The sequence below is a fragment of the Paraburkholderia adhaesiva genome (assembly GCF_021390575.1).
In the GTDB taxonomy this organism is placed as follows: domain Bacteria; phylum Pseudomonadota; class Gammaproteobacteria; order Burkholderiales; family Burkholderiaceae; genus Paraburkholderia; species Paraburkholderia adhaesiva.
On sequence record NZ_JAJEJQ010000001.1, the window covers coordinates 2915967 to 2937043 of the forward strand.

Genomic DNA, 21077 nt, shown 5'->3' on the forward strand with positions numbered 1-21077 from the left:
CTCCATCGGGGGAGGGAGGCATACCTGTTATAGGATCAAGCCTTACGGGCAATTAGTATCAGTTAGCTTAACGCATTACTGCGCTTCCACACCTGACCTATCAACGTCCTGGTCTCGAACGACCCTTCAAGGGGATCAAGTCCCCGGGGAAGTCTCATCTTGAGGCGAGTTTCCCGCTTAGATGCTTTCAGCGGTTATCTCTTCCGAACATAGCTACCCGGCGATGCGACTGGCGTCACAACCGGTACACCAGAGGTTCGTCCACTCCGGTCCTCTCGTACTAGGAGCAGGCCCCCTCAAACTTCCAGCGCCCACGGCAGATAGGGACCAAACTGTCTCACGACGTTTTAAACCCAGCTCACGTACCTCTTTAAATGGCGAACAGCCATACCCTTGGGACCGGCTACAGCCCCAGGATGAGATGAGCCGACATCGAGGTGCCAAACACCGCCGTCGATATGAACTCTTGGGCGGTATCAGCCTGTTATCCCCAGAGTACCTTTTATCCGTTGAGCGATGGCCCTTCCATACAGAACCACCGGATCACTATGACCTGCTTTCGCACCTGCTCGACTTGTCAGTCTCGCAGTCAAGCACGCTTATGCCATTGCACTATCAGCACGATTTCCGACCGTACCTAGCGTACCTTCGTACTCCTCCGTTACCCTTTGGGAGGAGACCGCCCCAGTCAAACTGCCTACCATGCACTGTCCCCGATCCGGATCACGGACCAAGGTTAGAACCTCAAACAGATCAGGGTGGTATTTCAAGGACGGCTCCACGGAAACTAGCGTTCCCGCTTCACAGCCTCCCACCTATCCTACACAAACCGGTTCAAAGTCCAATGCAAAGCTACAGTAAAGGTTCATGGGGTCTTTCCGTCTAGCCGCGGGGAGATTGCATCATCACAAACACTTCAACTTCGCTGAGTCTCGGGAGGAGACAGTGTGGCCATCGTTACGCCATTCGTGCAGGTCGGAACTTACCCGACAAGGAATTTCGCTACCTTAGGACCGTTATAGTTACGGCCGCCGTTTACCGGGACTTCAATCAAGAGCTTGCACCCCATCATTTAATCTTCCGGCACCGGGCAGGCGTCACACCCTATACGTCCACTTTCGTGTTTGCAGAGTGCTGTGTTTTTATTAAACAGTCGCAGCCACCAGTTTATTGCAACCCCTTCACCCTTCTGGCGCAGGCCAGTCAAGCTACAGGGGCGTACCTTATCCCGAAGTTACGGTACCAATTTGCCGAGTTCCTTCTCCCGAGTTCTCTCAAGCGCCTTAGAATACTCATCTCGCCCACCTGTGTCGGTTTGCGGTACGGTCACTGTTGAACTGAAGCTTAGAGGCTTTTCTTGGAACCACTTCCAGTTGCTTCTCCACCTAAGTGGATGGCCTCACACCCTTGAATTCCGCGCCCGGATTTGCCAAAGCGCCTTCTCCAATGCAAGGACCGGGACTTCCAACACCCGGACAACCTTCCGCGATCCGTCCCCCCATCGCATTCAACAATGGTGCAGGAATATTGACCTGCTTCCCATCAGCTACGCATTTCTGCCTCGCCTTAGGGGCCGACTCACCCTACGCCGATGAACGTTGCGTAGGAAACCTTGGGCTTACGGCGAGGGGGCCTTTCACCCCCTTTATCGCTACTCATGTCAGCATTCGCACTTCCGATACCTCCAGCACACCTTACAGTGCACCTTCGCAGGCTTACGGAACGCTCTCCTACCATGCGAGACTAGCTCGCATCCGCAGCTTCGGTATATTGCTTAGCCCCGTTACATCTTCCGCGCAGGACGACTCGATCAGTGAGCTATTACGCTTTCTTTAAAGGGTGGCTGCTTCTAAGCCAACCTCCTGACTGTTTTAGCCTTCCCACTTCGTTTCCCACTTAGCAATATTTAGGGACCTTAGCTGGCGGTCTGGGTTGTTTCCCTCTTGACACCGGACGTTAGCACCCGATGTCTGTCTCCCGTGATTGCACTCTTCGGTATTCGGAGTTTGCTATGGCGAAGTAATCCGCAATGGACCCTTCAACCATGACAGTGCTCTACCCCCGAAGGTGATACACGAGGCACTACCTAAATAGTTTTCGGAGAGAACCAGCTATTTCCAGGTTTGTTTAGCCTTTCACCCCTATCCACAGCTCATCCCCTAACTTTTCAACGTTAGTGGGTTCGGTCCTCCAGCACGTGTTACCGTGCCTTCAACCTGGCCATGGATAGATCACCTGGTTTCGGGTCTACACCCAGCGACTGGACGCCCTGTTCGGACTCGCTTTCGCTACGCCTGCCCTATTCGGTTAAGCTCGCCACTGAATGTAAGTCGCTGACCCATTATACAAAAGGTACGCCGTCACCCCTTGCGAGGCTCCGACTGTTTGTATGCATGCGGTTTCAGGATCTATTTCACTCCCCTCCCGGGGTTCTTTTCGCCTTTCCCTCACGGTACTGGTTCACTATCGGTCGATCACGAGTATTTAGCCTTGGAGGATGGTCCCCCCATCTTCAGACAGGATTTCACGTGTCCCGCCCTACTTGTCGTACACCTAGTTCTTCCAATCTGTTTTCGCCTACGGGGCTATCACCCGCTATGGCCGCACTTTCCAGAGCGTTCGGCTAACAGTTCAGATAAAGAGTACAGGCTCTTCCCATTTCGCTCGCCACTACTTTGGGAATCTCGGTTGATTTCTTTTCCTGCGGTTACTTAGATGTTTCAGTTCACCGCGTTCGCTTCACGTAGCCTATGTATTCAGCTACGGATACTCCATAAGGAGTGGGTTTCCCCATTCGGACATCTCCGGATCAAAGCTTGTTTGCCAGCTCCCCGGAGCTTTTCGCAGGCTACCGCGTCCTTCATCGCCTGTGATCGCCAAGGCATCCACCACATGCACTTGTTCGCTTGACCCTATAACGGGTATGTCTCTTCGCAGTTTCCCGCGTTGATCACACTCGCTACAGGTTGAGTTTTAGCGTTGTGCCGTATTCCAAAGCCCTCTTTCGAGGAACTTAAAAATACATCGATACAATCACAACCCTGATTCACCTACTCCACACCCATCTCTAAGTGTGTTTTGGATGAATCTCTTTACTACTTCTTCCTGATTGTTAAAGAACGACAGCCGATATGGTTTTTACTCACATCGCCCTGACTGGCTCAATCGCCAATGCTAAATATCCGGTGTGTACCGGACACTGAGCATTGAGGATTGGTGGAGGATGACGGGATCGAACCGACGACCCCCTGCTTGCAAAGCAGGTGCTCTCCCAGCTGAGCTAATCCCCCAGTCATACATACTCGAGGGATCCGCTTTCGCCTTATGCAGACAAAGTGGTGGGTCTGGATGGATTCGAACCATCGACCCCCGCCTTATCAAGACGGTGCTCTAACCGACTGAGCTACAGACCCCTGAGTCTGTCTTCTTTACAGCCGACAAGTGTGAGCGCTTCAACGCGCTGAAGCGATGAGCTCTGGAAAGGAGGTGATCCAGCCGCACCTTCCGATACGGCTACCTTGTTACGACTTCACCCCAGTCATGAATCCTGCCGTGGTGACCGTCCTCCTTGCGGTTAGACTAGCCACTTCTGGCAAAACCCACTCCCATGGTGTGACGGGCGGTGTGTACAAGACCCGGGAACGTATTCACCGCGGCATGCTGATCCGCGATTACTAGCGATTCCAGCTTCACGCAGTCGAGTTGCAGACTGCGATCCGGACTACGATCGGTTTTCTGGGATTGGCTCCACCTCGCGGCTTGGCAACCCTCTGTTCCGACCATTGTATGACGTGTGAAGCCCTACCCATAAGGGCCATGAGGACTTGACGTCATCCCCACCTTCCTCCGGTTTGTCACCGGCAGTCTCCCTGGAGTGCTCTTGCGTAGCAACTAGGGACAAGGGTTGCGCTCGTTGCGGGACTTAACCCAACATCTCACGACACGAGCTGACGACAGCCATGCAGCACCTGTGTTACGGCTCCCTTTCGGGCACTCCCGCCTCTCAGCAGGATTCCGTACATGTCAAGGGTAGGTAAGGTTTTTCGCGTTGCATCGAATTAATCCACATCATCCACCGCTTGTGCGGGTCCCCGTCAATTCCTTTGAGTTTTAATCTTGCGACCGTACTCCCCAGGCGGTCAACTTCACGCGTTAGCTACGTTACCAAGCCAATGAAGGCCCGACAACCAGTTGACATCGTTTAGGGCGTGGACTACCAGGGTATCTAATCCTGTTTGCTCCCCACGCTTTCGTGCATGAGCGTCAGTATTGACCCAGGGGGCTGCCTTCGCCATCGGTATTCCTCCACATCTCTACGCATTTCACTGCTACACGTGGAATTCTACCCCCCTCTGCCATACTCGAGCGATGCAGTCACCAATGCAGTTCCCAGGTTAAGCCCGGGGATTTCACATCGGTCTTACATCACCGCCTGCGCACGCTTTACGCCCAGTAATTCCGATTAACGCTTGCACCCTACGTATTACCGCGGCTGCTGGCACGTAGTTAGCCGGTGCTTATTCTTCCGGTACCGTCATCCCCCCGAGGTATTAGCTCAGGGGATTTCTTCCCGGACAAAAGTGCTTTACAACCCGAAGGCCTTCTTCACACACGCGGCATTGCTGGATCAGGGTTGCCCCCATTGTCCAAAATTCCCCACTGCTGCCTCCCGTAGGAGTCTGGGCCGTGTCTCAGTCCCAGTGTGGCTGGTCGTCCTCTCAGACCAGCTACGGATCGTCGCCTTGGTAGGCCTTTACCCCACCAACTAGCTAATCCGCCATCGGCCACCCCAATAGCGCGAGGTCTTGCGATCCCCCGCTTTCATCCATAGATCGTATGCGGTATTAATCCGGCTTTCGCCGGGCTATCCCCCACTACTGGACATGTTCCGATGTATTACTCACCCGTTCGCCACTCGCCACCAGACCGAAGTCCGTGCTGCCGTTCGACTTGCATGTGTAAGGCATGCCGCCAGCGTTCAATCTGAGCCAGGATCAAACTCTTCAGTTCAATACCTGTTACTTGTTTCTGTCCCTCTCGGGACAGGTCGCTCACTCAAAGCTGACAGGTTCTGAATAAATTCAAAAACCTGACTTACTTTAGTGTGAGACTCTTGATACTTTCGCTACTCCCACCCCGCTCCGAAGAACCGGATGAGCCGCGTCAGCACATCAAGCGCCCACACTTATCGGCTGTAAATTTTTAAAGATCGTTCGCGAAAGCGCCGTTAAACCACTCACTACCCGGCGTTTCCTGCGTCGCTGCGTCAGCAGCAGAGAAACGAGATTATGAAGAATCTTTTTCGCTTCGTCAACAGTTTTTTTCGCGCTACCGCTGCTTCACCGTCGACTCCCGCGCCCGCCGGTTTCCGCGGCGGACCCCGCTGCCAGCACGCCTGAACCACTGCGGCTGAACTGCGAAGGGGGCGAATCTTACCGCCCCCACCCGCCACCGCGCAAGGGGGGGCAGAGAAAAATTTTCTGTCGGCCTCACCTGGCGGCGGCACTGCCTGCGGGCCTATTTATTCTTGAACGCCGGCTTGCGCTTCTCGACGAACGCCGCCATCCCTTCCTTCTGGTCTTCCGTCGCAAACAGCGAGTGGAACATGCGGCGCTCGAAATGCACTCCCTCGGCAAGCGTCGTCTCGTACGCGCGATTCACCGACTCCTTAGCCATCATCACGGCCGGAAGCGAATACTCGGAAATGGTCGTAGCCGCGGCGATGGCCTCATTCAGCAGATCGGCGGTCGGGATCACTCGTGACACCAGACCGGCGCGTTCGGCCTCGGCCGAATCCATCATGCGCGCTGTCAGGCACAGATCCATCGCCTTCGCCTTCGATACAGCACGCGGCAAACGCTGCGTCCCACCCGCGCCCGGAATCACACCAAGCTTGATTTCCGGCTGACCGAACTTTGCCGTGCCGGCCGCAAAAATCATGTCGCACATCATCGCCAGTTCACAACCACCGCCCAGTGCGAAGCCCGCGACTGCAGCGATGATCGGCTTGCGAATCGAACGAATCGTCTCCCAGTTGCGCGTGATGTACTCACCTTTATAGACATCCATGAAGGTGTAAGTCGCCATCATGCCGATGTCCGCACCAGCCGCGAACGCCTTCTCACTACCCGTGATAACAATTGCGCCGATCCCCTCGTCGGCGTCGAACGCTTTCAGCGCCGCGCCCAGTTCGTCCATCAGCGCGTCGTTGAGCGCATTCAGCGCCTTCGGCCGATTGAGCGTGATCAAACCGACCTTGCCGCGTGTCTCCACTAGAATGTTTTCGTATCCCATATGCCCTCCGTCTCTGTAAGAAAAGTCCCTAAAAAAATTTTCACACCAAACTTTGACTAATGCTAACATTAGCCAACCAACCGGTCGGTTAATTAATCGGTACGGGTTCCATCCAATTCTCTTCGTTGCATCTACGTTGCGCCATGACAAATCCGTTGTTCGCCAAGCACGAAGCCGTGCTGCAAAAGGCGGTTTCCGCCATTGAGACCCGCGGCTACTGGAGCCCGTTTTCCGAAATGCCGAGCCCAAAAGTGTACGGGGAAACGGCAAGTGCCGACGGTGAAGCAGCGTTCAATGCGCACCTGAACCGCACGTTCGAACTCGATCAGCCGACTACCGGCGAAACCGTCGGTAGCGAAGTGTCGCCGTTCGGCATTGCGCTCGACGTCCGCTATCCGAAGTCGACGCCGGACCAACTGATTGACGCGGCGAACAAGGCGCAACGCGCCTGGCGCGCAGCGGGTCCGCAAGCGTGGGTGGGCGTCAGCCTCGAAATCCTCGAGCGCCTGAACCGCGCGAGCTTCGAAATCGCCTACAGCGTGATGCACACCACTGGCCAGGCGTACATGATGGCGTTCCAGGCCGGTGGCCCGCACGCCCAGGATCGCGCGCTGGAAGCCGTCACCTACGCATGGGACCAGTTACGCCGCATCCCGGCCGACGCACATTGGGAAAAGCCGCAAGGAAAGAACCCGCCGCTCGCCATGCACAAGCGCTTCATGGTCGTGCCGCGTGGAACCGGTCTCGTGCTCGGCTGCTGCACGTTCCCGACCTGGAACGGCTACCCGGGCATCTTTGCCGATCTCGCGACCGGCAACACTGTCATCGTCAAGCCGCACCCTGGCGCAATCCTGCCGCTCGCGATCACCGTGCGCATCGCGCGCGATGTGCTGCGCGAAGCAGGCTTCGATCCGAACGTGGTCACGCTGCTCGCCACCGATCCAAATGACGGAGCGCTGGTCCAGGCGCTTGCCCAGCGTCCCGAAATCAAGCTGATCGACTTCACGGGAAGCACGCAGAACGGCAACTGGCTCGAACAGCACGCGCATCAAGCGCAGGTGTACACGGAGAAAGCGGGCGTCAACCAGATCGTCATCGACTCCGTGGACGACCTGAAGGCCGCCGCGCGCAACATCGCATTCTCGCTCTCGCTCTACTCGGGCCAGATGTGTACCGCGCCGCAGAACATTTACGTGCCGCGCGACGGCATTCGCACGGCTGAAGGCCACGTGAGCTTCGAGACGGTCGCGCAGGCCATTGCGGGCGCGGTCCAGAAGTTCGTGTCCGATCCGGCCCGCGCCGTTGAGGTGCTGGGTGCAATCCAGAACGCAAGCGTCACCACGCGCATCGACGAGGCGCGCAAACTGGGTCCCGTGCTGGCCGACAGCCAAACGCTCGGACATCCCCAGTTCGCCGGGGCTCGCGTGCGCACGCCGCTCGTGTTGTCACTCGACGCCGCTCGCGACGCTGCCTCGTTCACAAGCGAATGGTTCGGTCCGATCTCGTTTGTTATTGCCACCGATTCGACCGCGCAGTCGCTCGATCTCGCCGGCTCGATCGCCCGTGACCACGGCGCACTGACGCTCTCCGTGTACAGCACTGACGACGCCATCGTTGAAGCTGCCCACGAAGCCGCGATCACCGGCGGCGTGGCACTCTCGATCAACCTGACGGGTGGTGTGTTCGTCAACCAGTCTGCGGCGTTCTCCGACTTCCACGGCACCGGAGCGAACCCCGCCGCAAACGCAGCGCTGGCCGATGCCGCATTCGTGGCGAACCGCTTCCGTGTGGTTCAAAGCCGCGTTCATGTTGAACCGAAAGCGGCGCCGGTAGCAGCTGGCTGAACGGTGTATGCCGTTTAGCCGAATGGCGCCCGACTCCCCGTCCCCCTAGCATGAACGGCATGAGTGCGATTACGCGCTCATGCCCAGGAATTTGCCATGACCGAAGCCTATATCTGCGACGCGATTCGCACCCCGTTCGGCCGCTACGGCGGCGCACTGAAAGACGTCCGCGCGGACGACCTCGGCGCCGTGCCGATCCGCGCACTCATCGAGCGCAACCCGGGCGTGGACTGGCGAGCGCTTGACGACATCATTTATGGCTGCGCCAACCAGGCCGGCGAGGACAATCGCAACGTCGCACGCATGTCTGCACTGCTCGCAGGCCTGCCAACCGACGTACCTGGCGGCACGATCAACCGCCTGTGCGGCTCGGGCCTCGACGCAGTCGGCAGCGCCGCGCGCGCAATCAAGGCCGGCGAGGCACACCTCATGATCGCGGGTGGCGTGGAGAGCATGACGCGCGCGCCTTTCGTCATGGGCAAGGCTGCGTCCGCGTTCTCGCGCGACGCCAGCATCTACGACACGACCATCGGCTGGCGCTTCGTGAATCCGCTGATGAAGCGCGAGTACGGCATCGACTCGATGCCGGAAACGGCTGAGAACGTCGCGGACGAATTCGGCATCAACCGTGCCGATCAAGACGCATTCGCGCTGCGAAGCCAGCAGAAAGCGGCACGCGCGCAGAAGGACGGCACGCTTGCGCAGGAAATCGTGGCGGTGGAAATCGCCCAGAAGAAGGGCGATCCGATCCGCGTCACGCTCGACGAACACCCGCGCGAGACTTCGCTCGAAGCGCTCGGCAAGCTCAAGGGCGTTGTGCGTCCGGACGGTACGGTGACCGCGGGCAACGCGTCGGGCGTCAACGACGGCGCTTGCGCGCTCCTCATCGCGAGCGATGCGGCCGCCAGCCAGTACGGGCTGCGCCGTCGCGCCCGTGTGCTCGGCATGGCAACGGCCGGCGTTGCGCCGCGCATCATGGGCATCGGCCCTGCGCCCGCAACACAGAAGCTGCTCAAGCAACTTGGCATGACCCTCGACCAGTTCGACGTGATCGAACTGAACGAGGCATTCGCGTCGCAAGGGCTGGCAGTGTTGCGTCAACTCGGCCTCAAGGACGACGACGCTCGCGTCAACCCGAACGGCGGCGCAATTGCGCTGGGTCACCCGCTGGGCGCATCGGGCGCGCGGCTCGTGACGACGGCGCTCCACCAGCTTGAGCGCACCCAGGGACGTTACGCGCTGTGCACGATGTGTATCGGCGTTGGCCAGGGTATCGCCCTCGCCATCGAGCGCCTCTGACCCGGACGCGCCGTACGGACTAGCCGCCGGGCGTAGTGCTCGGCGGTAGCTGGAGACAGCGTTGCATGGCGTCCGGGGAAGCACAAAAACGCTAACCCGGACCGACCGCCGTGCATGGGATGGGACGAGGCGCAAAAGCGCCAGTCCCATCGACAAAAGGAGACAATCAATGCCCTACGATGCGATCCGAGTCGAGACCGACGCAGTCACGCGCGTCGCAACGATCACGCTGAACCGCCCGGACAAGCTCAACAGCTTCACGCGCGCCATGCACCGCGAACTTGCAGCGGCGCTCGACGAAGTCGTCGCCTCCGGTGCGCGTGCACTGGTGTTGACCGGTGCCGGCCGCGCCTTCTGCGCTGGTCAGGATCTTGCCGACCTCGACTTCACGCCCGGCGCGATGAGCGACCTCGGCGCGCTAATCGAAGAGCATTTCAATCCGTTGGTCAAGCGCCTGCAGGCGCTGCCCATGCCTGTCATCGCCGCAGTCAATGGCACCGCTGCCGGGGCAGGAGCCAATCTCGCATTTGCATGCGATATTGTGCTCGCCGCCCGCTCGGCCAGTTTCATTCAGGCGTTCGTGAAGATCGGCCTCGTGCCGGATTCGGGCGGAACGTGGTTCCTGCCCAAGCGTGTCGGCATGGCGCGTGCACTCGGACTCGCAATGACGGGCGAGCGCCTCCCGGCCGAGAAAGCGGAAAGCTGGGGCCTCGTCTGGCAAGTGACCGACGACGCCGAACTCGCGCAAACCGCCGCCGCACTCGCAGCCCAACTCGCGAAGCAACCTACGCGTGCCATCGTCGCCACGCGCGAGGCCATGCGCGCCTCGGTCACGCAAACGCTCGACCAGCAACTCGATCTCGAACGCGATTTGCAGCGCGAACTCGGCAACTCGTACGACTACGCCGAAGGGGTCCAGGCATTCATGGAAAAGCGCGCGCCGCGCTTCGAGGGCCGCTGATATGACCGCGCAACAGTCCGCTCAACGCATGCAGCCCGCCACGATGACACCAGACGAACTCGCCCGGGCAACCGCGCAAACGATGTACGAAGCAGATGCCTGCGCACGTGCGCTCGGCATCGAAGTGCTCGAAGTCCGCGCCGGCTACGCACGCCTTTCCATGGCCGTGCGGCCCGAGTTCCTTAACGGTCACCAGATCTGTCACGGCGGCCTGATTTTCACGCTCGCCGATACGGCGTTCGCGTACGCCTGCAATTCGTACAACGTGAACACGGTCGCGGCCGGCTGCTCAATCGAGTTCCTGCGCCCAGTCCAGCCCGACGAAGCACTGACGGCCACTGCCGTCGAGCAGATCCTTTCAGGACGCAACGGCGTCTACGACATTACCGTCACGAACCGCGCGGGCGAGACCGTCGCGCTGTTCAGAGGCAAGTCCGCACAGATTCGCGGAAACATCATTCCGCTTGCTGAGTGACCGGGTACCCCTCGAACACTCAAGCACAACCAATTCAGGCATCCAGGATCCAGGAGACATCGATGACCACCACGCTGCCCCTCGAGGCAATCGAAAAGGCGAGCCGCGACGAACTCGCGGCACTTCAGCTCGAGCGCCTGAAATGGTCGCTGAATCACGCATACGAGAATTCGCCGGTCTATCGCCGCAAGTTCGACGAGGCGGGCGTGCATCCGTCGCAGGTGCAGTCGCTCTCCGATCTCGCGCGCTTCCCGTTCACGACCAAGAAGGATCTGCGTGACAACTATCCGTTCGGGATGTTCGCCGTTCCGATGGAGCAGATCTCGCGCATTCACGCGTCGTCGGGCACGACCGGCAAACCGACCGTCGTGGCCTACACCGCACGCGACATCGACACGTGGGCCAACCTCGTCGCGCGCTCGGTGCGCGCATCGGGCGCCCGCCGCGGCGACAAGGTCCACGTGAGCTACGGCTACGGCCTGTTCACGGGCGGCCTCGGCGCGCACTACGGCGCCGAGCGCGCCGGTCTCACCGTGATCCCGTTCGGCGGCGGCCAGACCGAGAAGCAGGTTCAACTGATCCAGGACTTCCGTCCCGACATCATCATGGTGACGCCGAGCTACATGCTCTCGATCGCCGACGAAATGGAGCGTCAGGGCATGGATCCGGCCTCGAGCTCGCTGCGCATCGGTATCTTCGGCGCCGAGCCGTGGACGAACGACATGCGTGCGGCCATCGAGCAGCGTATGGGTATCACGGCCGTCGACATCTACGGCTTGTCGGAAGTCATGGGTCCGGGCGTCGCGTCAGAGTGCGCCGAAACCAAGGATGGCCCGACGATCTGGGAAGATCACTTCTACCCCGAGATCATCAACCCGGAGACCGGCGAAGTCCTGCCCGACGGCGAATTCGGTGAACTGGTGTTCACGTCGCTCACGAAGGAAGCACTGCCGATCATCCGTTACCGCACGCGTGACCTCACGCGTCTGTTGCCCGGCACCGCACGCACCATGCGTCGCATGGAGAAGATCACGGGCCGCTCGGACGACATGATGATCATTCGCGGCGTGAACGTGTTCCCGACGCAAATCGAGGAACTGCTGCTCAAGCAGCCCGTGCTCTCGCCGCACTACCAGATCATCCTGACGAAGGAAGGCCCTCTGGACGTGATGACGCTCAATCTCGAGCCGTCGCCCGAGAGCGCGACCGACGGCCACGCGCTCGAACTGGCGCGCAAGGCGCTTGCGTACGACATTAAGGCGCTGATCGGTGTGACGGCAATCGTCAACGTGCTGGATCTCAACAGCATCGAGCGATCGGTGGGCAAGGCGCGCCGCGTTATCGACAAGCGCAACAAATAAGCGCTACCGCGCAGCACACGTAATAAAAAAGCCGGCATTCGCCGGCTTTTTTATTGATCGAACTTCCGGCACTCAGGAATTCGGGAACAGCAGCCACATGCGGCCGCCCTGTTTCATCTTGCCGGCGAGATCGCCGGCATCGTCGCCGAGGCCCCAGAAGTAGTCCGCGCGCACACCACCCTTGATCGCCGAACCCGTGTCCTGCGCGAACACGAGGCGGTTAAGCGGTGTGTTCGTAAGCGGCCGCGTGGTCTGCAGGAAAACGGGCGTACCGAGCGGAATCGACGATGGGTCCACCGCAATCGATCGCTCCGCCGTAAGCGGCACACCAAGTGCGCCGACCGGACCATCTGCACCACCCTTCGGCGTCCCCTCGGACCCCGGCATTTCGCGGAAAAAGACGAAGCGCGGGTTCGTGTCTAGCAGTGCGTCCACGCGAGTCGGATTCGCGCGCGCCCAGGCCTTGATGCCCTGCATCGTTGCCTGCGCGGGTGTGAGTTCGCCACGATCGAGCAGCCATTTTCCGATCGACCGGTACGGCTGATTGTTGGTCCCGCCGAAGCCAACACGCATCACGCTGCCGTCTTCCTTCACGATGCGCCCGGAACCCTGCACCTGCAGGAAGAACGCTTCGATCGGATCGTCGACCCAGACGAGTTCATTGCCATTCAGCACACCCGAGCGCTCGAGTTGCGCGCGCGGCGGCAACGCAGCGCCCGCGCGCGATCCGGCAGGCCAGCGATAAAGCGCCGTCTGATAGATACCGTGGCGCGCGCGCGCGCCGCGCAGCAGCGGCTCGTAGTAGCCGGTCACGAGGCCGTCGAGCGTGCCATCGTTATTGGCGAACTGATACGGGGTGAAATAGGTCTCGAAGAAAGTGCGGGCGCTCGTGGCGTCGAGATCGTCGAGTTGCGAGGCCGCGGTGCATGCGCGCTGCCAGCGTGTGTCGCTGGCAAGTCGCGCGCAGTTTGCTCGCAGTGCACTGGTCACACCGATCAGCGAATCGTCCTGCCAGCCCGGCACCTGTTTCCAGGCGACCAGTGTGAGGCGTTGCGCGGCGATCTGCGACGGAATGGACGGCGCGCCGGTCGGTGGGGCATTGCGCACGTAGTTCGTGCCGCCACATGCGGCAAGCAATGCCGCCAGCGAAACGGCGCCGATCCATCCACCGACGCGGCCCCAACCCTGACCACGCAGCCACCCGGTGCACGGCCCCAGCGCATCGGGAGCACTGATAACATCCCCCGAAACGCGCCTACACTGTGTGCTCTCGATGGATGCCACCATGTCTGATCTGCTCGACGAATATCCGATGCTCATGTTTGGTCTGGAAGCGTTGCTCGCACTATTCCTGTTGGTTTTCATCGTTGTGTGGACCGCATCCGGCAGAAAGAAGCGCTCCACGCACGACCGGCGTCAGGACTAGCAGACTGCATCAGCGCGCTACGGTTCAATGCAGTGTGCGCGGCATGCGCAAGACGAACTCCGGAACAGGCGCCTCGAAGCGCTCGCCATCCTCCGCAACGCAGAAGTACTCGCCGCGCATCGTGCCGACGGGCGTCGCGATCACCGCCCAGCTCGTGTACTCGAACTGCTCGCCGGGCTTGAGCAACGGCTGATGCCCGACCACGCCAAGCCCCTTCACTTCCTGCACGTGGCTCTCGCTATCGGTGATGACCCAATGGCGCGCGATCAGTTGTGCGCTGACTTGTCCGGTATTGCGGATGGTCAGTGTGTAGGCAAACGCGTACTGCCGGCGGTCCGGCTCGGATTCTTCAGGCAGATAACGCACCTGCGACGTCACGCTGAACTGGTACTGGCTCATCCTGTTTCCGGTCGATAAAGCGGGAGGCTGCGCGCGCCGTGAAGTCCGCCGAGCCCCGCGCATCAAGGCCGTGCCGGCGTCGACGCGCATCGCAGCATATGGTTACGCATTCTGCTTGATGCGGCGGGTACCCGCAACCCGGCCAGCGAGGACCGTCAGGCAACGCCAGCCCGGCGGCAGGTCAGCTGCGGCCACCGCGTAGGAATGCGCTGGACCGGCATCGCACGGCGGCGCGGGGTTCGCACGCAGGTAACGGTAAAATAACGCTTTTCCGCCCGTTTCCGATTTCACCATGTCGCAATTCCGCATCGCTCCCAGCATCCTGTCCGCCGATTTCTCGCGCCTTGGCGAGGAAGTCCGCAACGTCGTCGCGGCGGGTGCCGACTGGATTCACTTCGACGTGATGGACAACCATTACGTGCCGAATCTCACCATTGGCCCGCTGGTGTGCGAGGCGATCCGCCCGCACGTCGACGTGCCGATCGACGTCCACCTGATGGTGCGCCCCGTCGACCGCATCGTGCCCGACTTCGCGAAGGCCGGCGCGAACGTGATCACCTTCCACCCGGAAGGCTCGGATCACGTCGACCGCACGCTCTCGCTGATCCGCGATCACGGCTGCAAGTCCGGCCTCGTGTTCAACCCGGCCACGCCGCTCAACTACCTCGATCACGTGATGGACAAGATCGACGTTGTGCTGCTCATGTCGGTGAACCCGGGCTTCGGCGGCCAGTCGTTCATTCCCGAGGCGCTCAACAAGCTGCGCGAAGCGCGCGCGAAGCTTGACGCCTACACGGCGCGGACCGGCCGGGAAATTCTTCTGGAGGTCGACGGCGGCGTGAAGGTCGACAACATCGCGGAAATCGCGGCAGCGGGTGCGGACACTTTCGTCGCCGGCTCGGCGATCTTTGGCAAGCCGGACTACAAGGCCGTGATCGACCAGATGCGCGCCCAACTCGCCACGGTAAGCGCCGCTAAATGAGCACGCCGATCGCGTTCACCTCGCCGCGTATCGACGCGGCGCTGATCGACCTGGACGGCACGATGGTCGACACCGCCGACGATTTCGCGGCAGGTCTGAACGGCATGCTCGCCCAGTTCGACGCCGAGGAAACGACGCGCGAGGAAGTGATGGGCTACGTGGGCAAAGGCTCGGAGCATCTGATCCGCAGCGTGCTCGCGCCGCGCTTTCCCGCCGACGACGCCCAGTCGCGCTTCGAGGAAGCCCTCGCGATCTACCAGGACGAGTACGCGAAGATCAACGGCCAGCACACGCGACTGTATCCGGACGTCGAAGCGGGCCTCGTGGCACTTCGCGACGCGGGCGTGAAGCTCGCGTGCGTGACGAACAAGCCGCACCGCTTCGCGGTCGAGTTGCTCGATCAGTACGGGCTCGCGCAGTACTTCGAGGTGGTGCTCGGCGGCGACAGCACACCCCGCAAGAAACCCGACCCGCTACCGATGCTCACGGCCTGCGCGCAACTCGGCGTGGCGCCGAATGCCGCAGTCGCGATCGGCGATTCGGAGAACGACGCGATCGCGGGCCGCGCGGCAGGCATGGCGACGCTCACCGTCCCCTATGGCTACAACCACGGCCAGCCTGTACAAAAAATTCAATCGGATGGTATAGTTGCCACGCTGCTCGACGCCGCCAAGGCAGTCGCAGCGCACAATCTACTGACTTAAGTTATTAACTGAACGTCACCTATCCTCATGTTTCTGAATAAAAAACGGAGTCTGAGCACCATCGACCGGGGAGCCTGGCCCTGGCGTCGCTCGTCGCGCTAACCTCTCTCGAGGTTCGCTGAAGCTGAGTTGCATTTCATCTTCAGCCCCGTTTTTTACTTCGTTGCGCACTCGCGCGTGTCTCGTTTCTAAACTGTTGCGGTAACTCACCGGTTGGCTCGCAGGCCGCTGGCGTTGCTTGTCCGTGCGTGCTGCTTCGTCTTACCCGGCGATGCTGGCAGTGCAAGGCTGGAACGTCGTGTCCGCTCTCACGGTCGAGTAACATCCGCACATCGGCGCCTTCGCGTTTGGGCGCCGGGAACGAGCGAGCGCATAGCAACGAGGCACCCCAAATAAGTCGCCACTGCTCACCGGCCGCGCCCTTCTGAACGGCGCCGGGCCGCACGTACAGGAAGGATCGGACCATGACCGAACTCGAATTCCAGTCCCTCGCCAACGAGGGTTACAACCGCATCCCGCTGATCGCCGAAGCGCTCGCCGATCTCGAAACGCCGCTCTCCCTCTACCTGAAGCTCGCACAGCCAGAACGCGGCGGCGCGAACTCGTTCCTGCTCGAATCGGTAGTGGGCGGCGAGCGCTTCGGGCGCTATTCGTTCATCGGCCTGCCCGCGCGCTCGCTGATCCGCGCGCGCAATGGCCTCTCCGAAGTCGTGCGCGACGGTCAGGTGACGGAAACGCACGAGGGCGATCCGCTCGAATTCATCGCGCAGTTCCAGGCGCGCTTCAAAGTGGCACAGCGACCGGGTCTACCGCGCTTCTGCGGCGGCCTCGCGGGCTACTTCGGCTACGACGCGGTGCGCTACATCGAGAAAAAGCTCGCCGATACGGCTCCCACCGACGACCTCGGCCTGCCCGACATCCAGTTGCTGCTCACCGAGGAAGTCGCCGTCATCGACAACCTGGCGGGCAAGCTCTACCTGATCGTCTACGCCGATCCGCAGACGTCCGAGGCCTACACGAAGGCGAAGCAGCGCCTGCGTGAGCTGAAACAGCGACTGCGCACGACGGTGCAGCCGCCGGTCACGTCCGCAAGCGTTCGCACCGAGACCTTCCGCGAATTCAAGAAGGACGATTACCTCGCCGCCGTGCGCAAAGCGAAGGAATACATCGCAGCGGGCGAACTGATGCAGGTGCAGGTCGGTCAGCGCATCTCTAAGCCGTATCGCGACAACCCGCTTTCGCTCTATCGCGCACTGCGTTCGCTGAATCCGTCGCCGTACATGTACTACTACAACTTCGGCGATTTCCACGTCGTGGGCGCATCGCCGGAAATTCTTGTGCGCCAGGAAAAGCGCGGCGAGGACCGTATCGTGACGATCCGTCCGCTCGCGGGCACGCGGCCGCGTGGCAACACGCCCGAGCGCGACGCCGAACTCGCGACCGAACTGCTCAACGATCCTAAAGAAATCGCAGAGCACGTCATGCTGATCGACCTCGCGCGCAACGATGTGGGCCGCATCGCGCAGATCGGCTCGGTCACCGTGACCGACAAGATGGTCATCGAAAAGTACTCACACGTTCAGCACATCGTCAGTTCAGTCGAGGGCAAGCTCAAGCCCGGCATGAACAACTTCGATGTGCTGCGCGCGACGTTCCCGGCCGGCACGCTCTCGGGCGCGCCGAAGGTACGCGCGATGGAAATCATCGACGAACTCGAACCCGTGAAGCGCGGCCTCTACGGCGGTGCAGTCGGCTATCTCTCGTTCAACGGCGAGATGGACCTCGCGATTGCGATCCGCACGGGCCTCATTCACAACGGCAATCTGTATGTGCAGGCCGCGGCGGGCATCGTCGCGGATTCGGTGCCCGAGTCCGAATGGCTGGAGACCGAGAACAAGGCGCGCGCCGTGCTGCGCGCCGCCGAGCAGGTGCAGGACGGCCTCGACAGCGACTTCTGAGCGGAGAGAAGACCATGTTGCTCATGATCGACAACTACGATTCGTTTACCTACAACATCGTCCAGTACTTCGGTGAACTCGGCGAAGACGTCCATACGTACCGCAACGACGAAATCACCATCGACGAGATCGCAAAGCTGAACCCCGAGCGCATCTGCCTCTCGCCGGGCCCGAGCAATCCGCAGCACGCGGGCATCACGCTCGACGTGCTGCGCGAATTCTCTGGCCACATTCCGATTCTCGGCGTGTGCCTCGGCCATCAGGCGATCGGTGAGGCGTTTGGTGGACGTGTCGTGCGCGCGAAGACCATCATGCACGGCAAGGTGAGCCAGATCGAAACCGACTGCAAAGGCGTGTTCGCGGATCTGCCGAAGCACTTCGACGTGACGCGCTATCACTCGCTCGCCATCGAGCGCGAATCGCTGCCCGATTGCCTCGAAATATCGGCGTGGACCGAGGACGGAGAGATCATGGGCGTGCGCCATCGCGAACTCGCTGTCGAGGGCGTGCAGTTCCATCCGGAATCGATTCTCTCCGAGCACGGTCACGCGCTCCTCGAGAACTTCCTGAAGCAATCGAGGCGCGCCGCCACGGCTCGCAGCGCATAAGAACGGAGCCGACATCATGATTACCCCGCAGGAAGCGCTGCAACGCACGATCGAGCACCGCGAGATCTTCCACGACGAGATGCTGCACCTCATGCGTCTCATCATGCGCGGCGAGCTTTCGCCCGTGCTTTCGGCCGCCATCATCACGGGCTTGCGCGTGAAGAAGGAAACCATCGGCGAGATCGCCGCCGCTGCGACGGTGATGCGCGAATTCGCGAATCACGTCGAGGTGAAGGACAACTCGAATTTCATCGACATCGTCGGCACCGGCGGCGACGGCTCGCATACGTTCAACATCTCCACGGCGTCGATGTTCGTCGTCGCCGGGGCGGGCGGCAAGGTCGCGAAGCATGGCAACCGCGGTGTGTCGAGCAAGTCGGGCAGCGCGGACGTGCTCGAAGCACTCGGCGTGAACATCGACCTGCAACCCGACCAGGTTGCCGCGTCGATCGCCGAAACGGGCATGGGCTTCATGTTCGCGCCGAACCATCATCCGGCGATGAAGAACATCGCGGCCGTGCGCCGCGAGCTCGGCGTGCGCACGATCTTCAACATCCTCGGACCGCTCACGAATCCGGCTGGCGCACCGAATCAGCTGATGGGCGTGTTCCACCCCGATCTCGTCGGCATCCAGGTGCGCGTCATGGAGCGCCTCGGCGCGAGGCACGTGCTCGTTGTGTACGGCAAGGACGGGATGGATGAGGTATCGCTCGGCGCGGCAACGCTCGTCGGCGAACTGAAGGATGGCATCGTGCGCGAGTACGAAATCCATCCCGAAGACTTCGGCCTGCAAATGGTGTCGAACCGGTCGCTCAAGGTCGAAAACGCCGAGGAATCGAAGACGATGCTGCTCGGCGCGCTGTCGAACCAGCCGGGCGTCGCGCGCGAGATCGTCGCGCTGAACGCGGGCACGGCGCTCTATTCGGCGAACGTGACGGCGTCGATCGCAGACGGTATCCAACTCGCACGCGAGACCCTCGCGAGCGGCCGCGCACGCGCCAAAGTCGATGAACTGGTACGCTTCACGCAACAGTTCAAGCGCTGATACAGACACGAATCACGGAAATACCATGAGCGACATCCTCGAAAAGATTATCGCGGTCAAGCGTGAAGAAGTACGCGCTGCCGAGCAAAGCGCACCGCTCGAAGCACTGCGCCTTGAAGCGTCGTCGCGCGATCTGCGCGACTTCGTCGGCGCGCTGCGCGCAAAGCATGCGAACGGTGAAGCTGCCGTGATCGCCGAAGTGAAAAAGGCCAGCCCGTCGAAGGGCGTGCTGCGCGAGCACTTCGACCCCGCCGCTATTGCCCGCTCGTACGCGCAGCACGGCGCGGCGTGCCTCTCCGTGCTCACCGACGTGCAGTTCTTCCAGGGCAGCGCCGCGTACCTCGAAGCCGCGCGCGCCGCGTGCACGCTGCCGGTGCTGCGCAAGGACTTCATCGTCGACGCGTACCAGATCCTCGAAGCACGCGCGATGGGCGCCGACGCAATCCTGCTGATCGCCGCGGCGCTCGAACCGGGCCAGATGCGTGACCTCGAAGCGTATGCGCATTCGCTCGGCCTCGCCGTGCTCGTCGAAGTGCACGACCGCGATGAACTCACGCACGCACTCACGTTGAAGACGCCGCTCATCGGCATCAACAACCGCAATCTGCGCACGTTCGAAACGACGCTGCAGACGACGATCGACATGCTCGACGATGTGCCGGAAGACCGCATCGTCGTGACCGAGTCGGGCATTCTTTCGCGCGCCGATGTCGAGAAGATGCGCGCGCTGGACGTTCATACGTTCCTGGTCGGCGAAGCGTTCATGCGCGCGGAGCACCCGGGCGCCGAACTCGCCCGCATGTTTTTCTGAGCGCAGGGCGTAGTCATGGCCATCGAGAGGGAAATCAAGCTCGCGCTGCCGCGTGACCAGGTGGACGCGGCGCAGCGGATCCTCGCGGCGCGGGCTGGCGCGCAAGGCCGCGCTGTGCGGCTGGAGAACATCTACTTCGACACGCCGTCGCTCAAGCTGGCGCGCGCAAAAAGCGCGCTGCGGCTGCGGCGCACGCCCGATGGCTGGCTGCAGACGTTCAAGACGGTCGGCGTTGCGCAAAACGGCCTGCACGCGCGACACGAGTGGGAAATGCCGGTGGCGGGCGAAGCGCTCGAAACCGCGCGGCTACTGCACGAGTGCGACGAAGCGGGCGTCGCGACGGCGCTGTCCGACGCGGCGCCGAATCTGATCGCCCTCTTTCGCACCGATTTCACGCGCACGCTGTGGATGCTCGAAGTCGACGGTTCGGAAATCGAGGCGGCCATCGATCAGGGCGAGATCACCGCGGAAGTGAATGGCGAGACGCGCCGCGCGCCGATCTGCGAGATCGAACTGGAACTGAAAGCTGGCGACGATGCGGCGTTGCATACGCTCGCAGCGCTTCTCGCAGCCGAACTGCCAGGGCTCGCGCCAGACGACATCAGCAAGGCGCAACGCGGATATCGGTTGCGCGAAGGTTGAACGTGGTGCCGCGGTTCGGCGGGAAGACTGTACCGCAGCCTCGTCGATAAAACGGCGCACACTGAAAATGCGGCTAATCGCGCGAACTCAACTACCCCGGTTTCGCAAGCCAATCTGCATCGCGACCGAAGCAAACGCCACCTCACATTTGGTGCCACATTGAATCGCCGCGCGTTTGCTGCGACACTTCCTGCCCATGACTTCCACGAAACGCTCCCGCGCGGTGGCGCCTGTGCAGATTTCGCTCTTCGACGAGCCGGTTCCCGAA

General features: G+C 61.1%; 17 protein-coding genes, 2 tRNA genes and 2 rRNA genes. 13 read left to right on the top strand and 8 right to left on the bottom strand.

The annotated features are described in order from the left end of the window. Positions 1-31: 31 nt before the first annotated feature. The 5 genes from L0U80_RS13190 to L0U80_RS13210 all read right to left on the bottom strand — a co-directional run bounded on the left by L0U80_RS13190 (position 32) and on the right by L0U80_RS13210 (position 6294). Positions 32-2912 (bottom strand): 23S ribosomal RNA (locus tag L0U80_RS13190). Positions 2913-3214: 302 nt separating this feature from the next. Beyond that, positions 3215-3290, bottom strand: a tRNA-Ala gene (locus L0U80_RS13195). Between the two features lie 46 nt (positions 3291-3336). Further along, positions 3337-3413 (bottom strand) — tRNA-Ile (locus tag L0U80_RS13200). A gap of 66 nt (positions 3414-3479) precedes the next feature. After that, positions 3480-5010: ribosomal RNA gene (locus L0U80_RS13205) — 16S ribosomal RNA — on the bottom strand. The 16S and 23S rRNA genes sit together here with 2 tRNA genes alongside, the layout of an rRNA operon. Positions 5011-5517: 507 nt before the next feature. Then, positions 5518-6294 carry an enoyl-CoA hydratase gene (locus L0U80_RS13210; RefSeq protein WP_233865935.1) on the bottom strand — a complete coding sequence of 259 codons (777 nt, stop codon included), beginning with the start codon at positions 6292-6294 and terminating at the stop codon, positions 5518-5520. A gap of 143 nt (positions 6295-6437) precedes the next feature. Here L0U80_RS13210 and paaN point away from each other — a divergent pair, with 143 nt between their 5' ends. The 5 genes from paaN to paaK all read left to right on the top strand — a co-directional run bounded on the left by paaN (position 6438) and on the right by paaK (position 12234). After that, positions 6438-8138 carry a phenylacetic acid degradation protein PaaN gene (paaN, locus tag L0U80_RS13215; protein WP_233864752.1) on the top strand — a complete coding sequence of 567 codons (1701 nt, stop codon included), beginning with the start codon at positions 6438-6440 and terminating at the stop codon, positions 8136-8138. 96 nt (positions 8139-8234) lie between these two features. After that, positions 8235-9437 (top strand): 3-oxoadipyl-CoA thiolase, encoded by a 1203-nt coding sequence (gene pcaF / locus L0U80_RS13220; protein ID WP_233864754.1) that lies wholly within the window; start codon positions 8235-8237, stop codon positions 9435-9437. A gap of 169 nt (positions 9438-9606) precedes the next feature. Further along, entirely contained in the window at positions 9607-10398 is a 792-nt protein-coding gene (gene paaG, locus L0U80_RS13225) for a 2-(1,2-epoxy-1,2-dihydrophenyl)acetyl-CoA isomerase PaaG (protein WP_233864756.1), read from the top strand. A gap of 1 nt (position 10399) precedes the next feature. After that, the gene (gene paaI, locus L0U80_RS13230; protein ID WP_233864758.1) at positions 10400-10873 is read left to right on the top strand and encodes a hydroxyphenylacetyl-CoA thioesterase PaaI; all 474 of its coding nucleotides are present in this window, start codon (positions 10400-10402) and stop codon (positions 10871-10873) included. 62 nt (positions 10874-10935) lie between these two features. Beyond that, entirely contained in the window at positions 10936-12234 is a 1299-nt protein-coding gene (paaK, locus tag L0U80_RS13235; protein WP_233864760.1) for a phenylacetate--CoA ligase PaaK, read from the top strand. A gap of 72 nt (positions 12235-12306) precedes the next feature. On the opposite strand, the gene mltA is transcribed toward paaK, so the two are convergent. Then, the gene (gene mltA / locus L0U80_RS13240) at positions 12307-13554 is read right to left on the bottom strand and encodes a murein transglycosylase A (RefSeq protein WP_505879479.1); all 1248 of its coding nucleotides are present in this window, start codon (positions 13552-13554) and stop codon (positions 12307-12309) included. Between mltA and L0U80_RS31970 the strand changes: the two genes are divergently transcribed. Beyond that, on the top strand, positions 13520-13660 hold the full coding sequence (locus L0U80_RS31970; protein WP_505879481.1) for a hypothetical protein: 141 nt from the start codon (positions 13520-13522) through the stop codon (positions 13658-13660). The two genes, mltA and L0U80_RS31970, sit on opposite strands and share 35 nt — an antisense overlap. A gap of 24 nt (positions 13661-13684) precedes the next feature. Here L0U80_RS31970 and apaG read toward each other — a convergent pair whose 3' ends face one another. Together apaG and L0U80_RS13250 are read right to left on the bottom strand one after the other, a co-directional pair. Further along, positions 13685-14059 carry a Co2+/Mg2+ efflux facilitator ApaG/CorD gene (gene apaG, locus L0U80_RS13245; RefSeq protein ID WP_233864765.1) on the bottom strand — a complete coding sequence of 125 codons (375 nt, stop codon included), beginning with the start codon at positions 14057-14059 and terminating at the stop codon, positions 13685-13687. A 102-nt stretch (positions 14060-14161) separates the two neighbouring features. Next, positions 14162-14353, bottom strand: coding sequence for a hypothetical protein (locus tag L0U80_RS13250; RefSeq protein ID WP_233864767.1), 192 nt, complete (start codon positions 14351-14353; stop codon positions 14162-14164). Between L0U80_RS13250 and rpe the strand changes: the two genes are divergently transcribed. The 7 genes from rpe to L0U80_RS13285 all read left to right on the top strand — a co-directional run bounded on the left by rpe (position 14352) and on the right by L0U80_RS13285 (position 20809). Next, entirely contained in the window at positions 14352-15041 is a 690-nt protein-coding gene (gene rpe, locus L0U80_RS13255; protein ID WP_233864769.1) for a ribulose-phosphate 3-epimerase, read from the top strand. The two genes, L0U80_RS13250 and rpe, sit on opposite strands and share 2 nt — an antisense overlap. Further along, on the top strand, positions 15038-15745 hold the full coding sequence (locus L0U80_RS13260) for a phosphoglycolate phosphatase (protein WP_233864771.1): 708 nt from the start codon (positions 15038-15040) through the stop codon (positions 15743-15745). The genes rpe and L0U80_RS13260 overlap by 4 nt, the downstream gene beginning before the upstream one ends. Positions 15746-16209: 464 nt before the next feature. Next, on the top strand, positions 16210-17703 hold the full coding sequence (gene trpE, locus L0U80_RS13265) for an anthranilate synthase component I (RefSeq protein WP_233864772.1): 1494 nt from the start codon (positions 16210-16212) through the stop codon (positions 17701-17703). A gap of 14 nt (positions 17704-17717) precedes the next feature. Next, the gene (locus tag L0U80_RS13270) at positions 17718-18311 is read left to right on the top strand and encodes an aminodeoxychorismate/anthranilate synthase component II (RefSeq protein WP_233864773.1); all 594 of its coding nucleotides are present in this window, start codon (positions 17718-17720) and stop codon (positions 18309-18311) included. A 13-nt stretch (positions 18312-18324) separates the two neighbouring features. Continuing rightward, positions 18325-19356 (top strand): anthranilate phosphoribosyltransferase, encoded by a 1032-nt coding sequence (gene trpD, locus L0U80_RS13275; protein ID WP_233865938.1) that lies wholly within the window; start codon positions 18325-18327, stop codon positions 19354-19356. Between the two features lie 25 nt (positions 19357-19381). Beyond that, positions 19382-20167: an indole-3-glycerol phosphate synthase TrpC gene (gene trpC / locus L0U80_RS13280; protein WP_233864774.1), complete on the top strand. Its 786-nt coding sequence runs from the start codon at positions 19382-19384 to the stop codon at positions 20165-20167. A 15-nt stretch (positions 20168-20182) separates the two neighbouring features. Further along, on the top strand, positions 20183-20809 hold the full coding sequence (locus tag L0U80_RS13285; RefSeq protein ID WP_233864775.1) for a CYTH domain-containing protein: 627 nt from the start codon (positions 20183-20185) through the stop codon (positions 20807-20809). The last annotated feature ends 268 nt before the right edge of the window (positions 20810-21077 follow it).

What these genes read in the sequence shown, in the direction of transcription:
- L0U80_RS13210 (WP_233865935.1), bottom strand. Translation starts at nt 6,294, where the DNA reads ATGGGATACGAAAACATTCTAGTGGAGACACGCGGCAAGGTCGGTTTG.
- paaN (WP_233864752.1), top strand. Translation starts at nt 6,438, where the DNA reads ATGACAAATCCGTTGTTCGCCAAGCACGAAGCCGTGCTGCAAAAGGCG.
- pcaF (WP_233864754.1), top strand. Translation starts at nt 8,235, where the DNA reads ATGACCGAAGCCTATATCTGCGACGCGATTCGCACCCCGTTCGGCCGC.
- paaG (WP_233864756.1), top strand. Translation starts at nt 9,607, where the DNA reads ATGCCCTACGATGCGATCCGAGTCGAGACCGACGCAGTCACGCGCGTC.
- paaI (WP_233864758.1), top strand. Translation starts at nt 10,400, where the DNA reads ATGACCGCGCAACAGTCCGCTCAACGCATGCAGCCCGCCACGATGACA.
- paaK (WP_233864760.1), top strand. Translation starts at nt 10,936, where the DNA reads ATGACCACCACGCTGCCCCTCGAGGCAATCGAAAAGGCGAGCCGCGAC.
- L0U80_RS31970 (WP_505879481.1), top strand. Translation starts at nt 13,520, where the DNA reads ATGTCTGATCTGCTCGACGAATATCCGATGCTCATGTTTGGTCTGGAA.
- mltA (WP_505879479.1), bottom strand. Translation starts at nt 13,554, where the DNA reads ATGAGCATCGGATATTCGTCGAGCAGATCAGACATGGTGGCATCCATC.
- apaG (WP_233864765.1), bottom strand. Translation starts at nt 14,059, where the DNA reads ATGAGCCAGTACCAGTTCAGCGTGACGTCGCAGGTGCGTTATCTGCCT.
- rpe (WP_233864769.1), top strand. Translation starts at nt 14,352, where the DNA reads ATGTCGCAATTCCGCATCGCTCCCAGCATCCTGTCCGCCGATTTCTCG.
- L0U80_RS13250 (WP_233864767.1), bottom strand. Translation starts at nt 14,353, where the DNA reads ATGGTGAAATCGGAAACGGGCGGAAAAGCGTTATTTTACCGTTACCTG.
- L0U80_RS13260 (WP_233864771.1), top strand. Translation starts at nt 15,038, where the DNA reads ATGAGCACGCCGATCGCGTTCACCTCGCCGCGTATCGACGCGGCGCTG.
- trpE (WP_233864772.1), top strand. Translation starts at nt 16,210, where the DNA reads ATGACCGAACTCGAATTCCAGTCCCTCGCCAACGAGGGTTACAACCGC.
- L0U80_RS13270 (WP_233864773.1), top strand. Translation starts at nt 17,718, where the DNA reads ATGTTGCTCATGATCGACAACTACGATTCGTTTACCTACAACATCGTC.
- trpC (WP_233864774.1), top strand. Translation starts at nt 19,382, where the DNA reads ATGAGCGACATCCTCGAAAAGATTATCGCGGTCAAGCGTGAAGAAGTA.
- L0U80_RS13285 (WP_233864775.1), top strand. Translation starts at nt 20,183, where the DNA reads ATGGCCATCGAGAGGGAAATCAAGCTCGCGCTGCCGCGTGACCAGGTG.